4 protein-coding genes are annotated in these 5,569 nt (G+C 71.0%); 3 read left to right on the forward strand and 1 reads right to left on the reverse strand.

All coding sequences use genetic code 11. From position 1 onward, the window contains the following. The first annotated feature begins 324 nt into the window (after positions 1-324). Entirely contained in the window at positions 325-1,245 is a 921-nt protein-coding gene (locus tag IEZ07_RS35025; RefSeq protein ID WP_239321338.1) for a serine protein kinase RIO, read from the forward strand. A gap of 549 nt (positions 1,246-1,794) precedes the next feature. Further along, on the forward strand, positions 1,795-2,529 hold the full coding sequence (locus IEZ07_RS35030) for an alpha/beta hydrolase (RefSeq protein WP_191898733.1): 735 nt from the start codon (positions 1,795-1,797) through the stop codon (positions 2,527-2,529). A 221-nt stretch (positions 2,530-2,750) separates the two neighbouring features. On the opposite strand, the gene IEZ07_RS35035 is transcribed toward IEZ07_RS35030, so the two are convergent. Continuing rightward, positions 2,751-4,217: a GGDEF domain-containing protein gene (locus tag IEZ07_RS35035; protein WP_191898734.1), complete on the reverse strand. Its 1,467-nt coding sequence runs from the start codon at positions 4,215-4,217 to the stop codon at positions 2,751-2,753. A 273-nt stretch (positions 4,218-4,490) separates the two neighbouring features. Between IEZ07_RS35035 and IEZ07_RS35040 the strand changes: the two genes are divergently transcribed. Continuing rightward, a partial coding sequence (locus IEZ07_RS35040) for a histidine kinase N-terminal 7TM domain-containing protein (protein WP_191898735.1) occupies positions 4,491-5,569 on the forward strand: 1,079 nt, incomplete at its 3' end.

Here is a 5,569-nt window from a genome sequence, read left to right on the forward strand (position 1 = left end):
CGGCAGAAAGCCGCCGGCCGCACCGCCCGGGTGTTCACGCCGTAAACACCGGAGGCTCCCGTCTCACCCTCGGACCGAAGGCCCGGGAACCGGCGACCGCTGACGACTTCACCCGCCGGGTGTTCACGCCGTAAACACCATCGCTCTCGCAGGAGCACGGACCCAGCGCCGGTAAATACGTTGCGGGGGCCAGAACGGGCGAGGCATGCTGGGTCGATCGAGCGGCGGAGAGCGCTGCCTGGACTAAGGAGGGCTGACGGATGGCCATCACTGCGCTGCGGCATGTCCGCATCAGTCCCACCTCTTTGTCCAGGAGCACACCCGTTGTCTTCCGAGCACGAACCCTCTGACACCTACTCCGACCTTCGCTCCCCTCGGTCCGAATTCACCGGTGACGAGTTCCAACCAGATCCGGCCGCAGCCTTCGTCTTCACGTTCCATGCGGTCGACGAGGAGCTGGACCCAGATCAGCGGTGGTCCACCTGGCTGGAGGTCGAGCGCGGTTCTCGCGGCCCGGAACCACGCCCCTCGTGGGTTGTGACGGAACAGGCTGCGATCGACACCGAGCTCGGCGTCCTCAAAACCGGCAAGGAAGCCGACGTCTTCCTGATCGAGCGGGCCGTCGAAGCCATCGGCGACAACCCGGCGAAGTCCTCGCTGCTGGCCGCGAAACGGTACCGCACCGAGGAACACCGGTCCTTCCACCGCAGCGCGTCGTACGTCGAAGGCCGTCATACCCGCAACAGCCGTGACAGCCGGGCGATGGCGAAGAAGACCTCGCACGGCCGCGGCGTCGCGGCCGGTCAGTGGGCATACGCCGAATGGGACGCCCTCAACCGATTGTGGAAGGTCGGCGTCCCGGTGCCGTATCCCGTGCAGGTGGACGGCACCGAGCTGCTGATGGAGTTCATCGACGACGGCGAGGGCGGGGCCGCGCCCCGGCTCGCCCAAGTCCGGCCGTCGAAAGAGCTGCTCGGCGTGTATTTCCAGCAGCTCCGCGACGGCATGCGTGAACTGGCTCGCGCGGGGCTCGCGCACGGCGACCTCTCGCCGTACAACGTCCTCGCGCAGGACGAGCGGATCGTGATGATCGACCTGCCCCAGGTCGTCGACATCGTCGGCAATCCGAAGGGCATGGACTTCCTGATGCGCGACTGCCACAACATGGCCACCTGGTTCACGAACCGCGGGCTCGAGATCGACGAACAGGAGCTGTTCGCCGACCTGCTCACAACGGTGTTCTGATCGCCCTGTGCACGACAACGCACTCGGACACCGACAGGTCTATCCGGAACCTGCAGCGGTGCGGCGAAGTCGGTGACGACCAGTGGCTGACCGAGACCGTGGGCGAGGGGCTGGTGGCGACCTCCAGCCTGTACCTGGACGGCGCCGCCTGGATCACCCTCCTCCCGGCGAACCGGTCAGTGCCCTGAAGGCCGCCGGCTCTCATTCCGGCTCGGGGCCGCCCGGCTGGCCGGAGAGGAGGTCGAGCCGCACGGCCCGATCGAGACCGAAACGGCTCGGCGCCTCGCCGACGACCTCAACCAGGAGTGATCATCCGGTTACCCGAAACTTTCTTGGGCGAGTGGCTCCGTGGTATCCGGCCACGGAGCCTTCGCGGAAACCCGTTGGCGGACCACAGCGACCGCTGCTAGCTTTCTGGAGGCCGTGCGAGAGAACGAGGAGGTGGTACCCGTGAACGCAGTATCGACATGGGTGCTCCCCTCTGGGGTCACGGTCGGGCGATAGGTCGTCCGGGAGCGCCGTTCAAGCGCACTCCCGAAAGGCACGACCTTGCGATTCACTTCTGAACAGCGCCTCGACGACGGCATCGTCGAACGCGAATTCACCCTCGGTGAGATCCCCGGCATCCTGTGGACGCCCTCATCCGCGTCCGCACCGGTCCCACTGATCCTGCTCGGCCACCCCCCGCTCGGGCTGCGCAAGATGTACCCCCGGCTGGTGGCGCGGGCCCGGCAGGCCGCGGCGGATGGCTTCGCCGCCGCCACCATCGAGCTCCCCGGGAGCGGTGACCGGCCCCGTTCGGCCGGTGCCGAGCAGGCCGGCGCCGACCTGCGCCGGGCTATGGAGGCCGGCGAGCCGGTCGGTGACGAGATCATCGACGCCCTCATCCTCCCGCTGGTCGACAAGGCGGTCCCGGAATGGCAGGCCACCCTGGACGCCCTGCTGTCGCTGCCCGAGATCGGCGGCCCGGTCGGGTACTCGGGGGGAGTGATCTCCATCGGCATCCGGCTTGCGGTGGTTGAGCCGCGCATCGTGGCCGCCGGCTTCTTCGCCGGGAGTTTCGTGCCTCGCACCATGTTCGAGGAAGCCCGACAGGTCACCATTCCGCTGCATGTCCTGCTGCAGTGGGATGACGAAGGGAACGACAGGCAGGCGGCCCTGGACCTGTTCGACGCCTTCGGCTCCAAGGAGAAAACGCTGCACGCCAACATGGGCGGGCATACCGGTGTCCCGCAGTTCGCAGCGGAGGATGCGGCCGGGTTCTTCGCCCGGCATCTGCGCTAGCCGCAGGCCAGGGCCCGCCGCCAGGCCAGTAGCAGGCGGTGGGCGGCACCGGCCAGCGCGCCGCTCATCGAGGACAGGCCTCGGCCCTCCTCGACAGCGGTGGCCGGCAGATACACAACCGCCCCGGGACCGGCCGGTCCCGGGGCGACGGGCACACGAGCAGACGCCGTCGGGGCCGCCGCCCGGGTGCCCGGGCGGCGGCCCCGACGGCGTTCTGGGCCTCAGCCGGCGAGCGAGAGCGAAGCGGGCTTCGGAGGCGGCCCGGCGAGGACCCAGCGGCCGCGGCCGCCGCGCTTGGCCTCGTACATGGCGGCGTCCGCCTTGCGGACCAGGTCGCCGGGGGTGGTGGTCTCGTCGACCACGGCGATGCCGATGCTCGTCCCCACGCGCAGCTCGTGGCCGTCGTAGCCGATCGGCTCGGCGATGGCCTCCAGGACCCGCTCTGCCAGGGGGATCACGTCGGTGTGCACCGAGGCCTGCGGACACAGCAGCGCGAACTCGTCGCCGCCGAGCCGTACCACCAGGTCGTCCTCGCGCACGGCGGCGCGCAGCCGCCGGGCGACCTCCACCAGCAAGGCGTCGCCGGCGTCGTGGCCGTAGGTGTCGTTGACCGCCTTGAACCCGTCCAGGTCGAGGTAGAGCAGTACGTCGCCGGCGGAGCAGGCGTCCAGGCGGCCGGTGATCGTGCGCCGGTTGGCCAGGCCGGTCAGCGGGTCGTAGGAGGCCTGGTAGGCCAGGAGCCGCTCGGCCCGCTCCTGCTCGCGCACCGCCCCGGCGAAGCGGGCCAGGATGAAGGCGCTGGCGGCGACGGTGGCCACCAGCAGTGCGATGCGCTGGGCCTGCGGGCCGGATCCCTGGGCGACGGCGACCGCGGGAGCGGTCAGCAGCGCCAGGCCGAGGAAGACGATGCGGGCCGGATGCAGCGTGCGGGTCCGCGGGTTGGGACGGATCAGCTCGGCGCGGCCGGGGTGCAGGGCGGTGATCACCATCAGCGAGTTGCCGAACAGCACCAGCCCGCCGAGCGAGGCCAGGCTCTCCATCGCCACGCCCAGATGCGGCAGGACCGCATACCCCAGGTCGGTGACCAGCCGCAGGCAGGCCGCCGTGACCAGCAACCCGGTCGGGGCGCTCCGCCTGCCGGGGGACAGCACCAGCAGCAGCACCGCCGCCGCGATCAGCACGTCGCCGAGCATGTAGCCGGCGTCCAGCGCGATGCCCGCGGTGTAGCGGCCGCCGCTCTCCTCCAGCGCGGGCGCGACCAGGAGCCACCACATGCCGATCGTCACCGCGGTGGTGAGGGTGAGCATGTCGAGCAGCGGCTCGCGCAGCTGCCCCCGGGCCCGGAGCCGGGCCATCATCATGATCCCGGTGCCGATCGAGAGGTATCCGGCCAGCCACGGGGCGTCCATCCAGCCGGTCGGGTCCCACTCCGGGAAGAGCCGGAACGCGACCGTCGACACCAGGTCACCGGCCAGCCAGAACGTCTGGGCGACCGCGATCAGCAGCCACGGCCACCGTTCGCCGGGCCCGGCCTGGCGCAGCGCGGCCCACCAGGCGGCGGCGCACACGACGATGTAACCGGTGAAGTAGATGACGTCGCCGGTCGCGGCTTCCGCCGTCGCCGCGACGGCGACGGAGACGAGCGCCGCCGCCGCCGGCAGCGGCCATCGGGTACGGAGAGAGGCCATACAGAGATGATCGGCCGATCATCCGGGATTCTGAGTCCGTCCCCGGGAAAAACGCGCCGGAGAGCGGCACGGCCGGTGGACCGGGCCCCGGCACGACCGGGGAAAGGGTCAACAGCCCGGTCCGCGTGCCGAAACTACGAAGGAGACCCGCGGGGTGTCTTCGGCATGGCCGGACACGGAAGCCGCGGGCCGGACCGTTCACGGAAGATCGCGATCGGCCCGGCGGCCCGTGCGGGTGCCGGGAGACGCGGCGGTTGAGGAAAGGCAGTGGCGATGAGGGAGCCGTTCCTGGCCCTGCTCTTCATGCTGTCGGCGGTGGTGGCCTCCGCCGTCGCGGTGGTCGGCTGGCGGCGCAGGCGCGTGGCGCCGGCGGTGGGTACCCTGGCGGTCGTCGCCGCGGGCATCGCCGTCTGGTCGGCGACCGGCTGGCTCGGCTTCCTCACCGTCGACCCCGGCGTGTCCGTGTGGCTGGGCGCCACCGGTTTCCTGGCCGTGGGCGTCGTCATGGCCGGGTTCCACTGCCTGTCGCTGGCCGTGGTCGACCGCGCCTGGCGGCTGTCGCGCCGTACGGCCCTGTGGCTGTCGGTCGAGCCCGCGCTCGTCCTCGCCGTGTTCCTGGTCGCCCCCTGGCGCCGCTGGTTCATCTCGTTCGCGGACCCCGCCGGGGAGGGTGCCCTCCAGGTGGACTTCGGCCCGCTGTTCTGGGCGCACACCGCCTACAGCTACGTCCTGCTCACCGTCTGCGTGGCGCGGCTGGTGCGCGCGTGGATCCGCGGTCCGCGCGCCCAGCGGCGGCTGTACGGGATCACCCTGCTGGCCGCCACGCCCTCCACCGCGGTCAACGTCGCCAGCCTGCTGGGCCTGACCAACGAGGCGGACATGACCCCGGTCGGGTTCTGCGCCACCGCGGTCCTGTCCTACTGGGCGCTGGTGCGCCTGTCCCTGCACGAGCTGGTGCCGGTCGAGCGCACGCACGTGCTGGACCGGATCAGCGACCTGGTCCTGACGATCGACCCCTCCGGCCGCATCCTCGACTTCAACCCGGCGGCCGACCGCATGCTCCGGCAGCTGGCGCCCGGCGCGCCCGAGCGGATGACCGGGCTGCCGATCCTGGGCGTGCTGGCCCACGTTCCGCTCACCGACACGCAGGCCACACCGCTCCCCTCCCCTGCGGAGGGGAGCGATCTGCGGATCATGACCGTGGCCGAGCGCAAGGACGCCGTGCCCGGAAAGCTGTTCCCCCAGGGGCTGGACGCGCCGCTCGACCTGGCCGACCAGATGGACGCCCACTACACGGTGGTGGATGCGGGGGGTCGTGGGGTGGATCTGAATGTGCGGGTGAGTGCGTTGGT

The sequence above is a fragment of the Planomonospora parontospora genome, assembly GCA_014647935.1.
Classification (GTDB): Bacteria; Actinomycetota; Actinomycetes; order Streptosporangiales; family Streptosporangiaceae; genus Planomonospora; species Planomonospora parontospora.

Excerpts from the sequence above, each read along its gene's own strand:
- IEZ07_RS35035 (WP_191898734.1), bottom strand. The coding sequence starts at position 4,217 with ATGGCCTCTCTCCGTACCCGATGGCCGCTGCCGGCGGCGGCGGCGCTC.